The 1,000-nt window shown below is 64.7% G+C and carries 1 pseudogene; it reads right to left on the bottom strand.

The features are described from left to right. Window positions 1-759 (bottom strand): annotated as a pseudogene (locus A5701_RS09930) (glutamate synthase subunit alpha); the annotation flags it as partial. Window positions 760-1,000 lie beyond the last annotated feature (241 nt).

The raw sequence follows: 1,000 nt of genomic DNA, 5'->3' as shown, positions 1-1,000 counted from the left end.
GTTGATCTCACCGTTGTGGGCGACGCGACGGAACGGGTGGGCCAGCGGCCACGACGGGAAGGTGTTGGTGGAGAACCGCGAGTGCACGATGCCCAGCGCGCTGGTCATCCGATCGTCTTGCAGGTCAAGATAGAACGCCTTGAGCTGCGGGGTGGTCAGCATCCCCTTGTAGACCATGGTCTGACCGGAAAGGCTTGGGAAATAAACGGTTTCGCGCCCGGGACCGTCCTGGCCCGGTCCCTTGGTGCCGAGTTCGTGCTCGGCGCGCTTCCGAACCAGGTAGCAGCGGCGCTCGAGCGTCATGTCGGAAGCGCCGGCCATGAACACCTGCCGGAAGGTGGGCATCGCGTCACGGGACAGCGCCCCCAGCGAGGAGTCGTCGATGGGCACGTTGCGCCAGCCGAGCACCGTCAGGCCCTCGGCCTCGGCGATCTTCTCGACCGCGTCGCAGGCCGCCGCGGCGTCCTTCGACGACTGGGGCAGGAAGGCGATGCCGGTGGCATAGCTGCCCGGCTCGGGGAGTTCGAAGTCGACGACCTCACGCAAGAACGCATCCGGAACCTGGATCAGGATGCCGGCCCCGTCGCCGCTGCGCGGCTCGGCGCCCTGAGCACCGCGGTGTTCGAGGTTGAGCAGCGCGGTGATTGCCTTGTCCACGATGTCGCGGCTACGACGGCCGTGCATATCGACGACCATGGCTACCCCGCACGAATCGTGCTCGAACGCGGGGTTGTATAACCCGACGCGCTTGGGCGTCATATGCACCTGACCCTTCACCTGAACGTTGCGAGCGGCCGTTGACGGCTGCTCCGATGAGATCGCACCCGAAGGTTGCGGGCTGTGACCCCTCGGTCTTGTCTCGATAGGCTGTCCCCCAGGCGGAGATGATCCTGTTAGGGATGCGTCCGTGCAGCGCTGAACGGTGGCCTGGAAACCGGTCTCGACAAGTCGTAAAACGATATGACAATACCCGGCTGACATGCCAACTTCGTCAAGTCTA

Source organism: Mycobacterium sp. E3305, assembly GCF_001666785.1.
Lineage (GTDB): Bacteria > Actinomycetota > Actinomycetes > Mycobacteriales > Mycobacteriaceae > Mycobacterium.
This window is presented reverse-complemented; position numbering and strand designations above follow the sequence as displayed.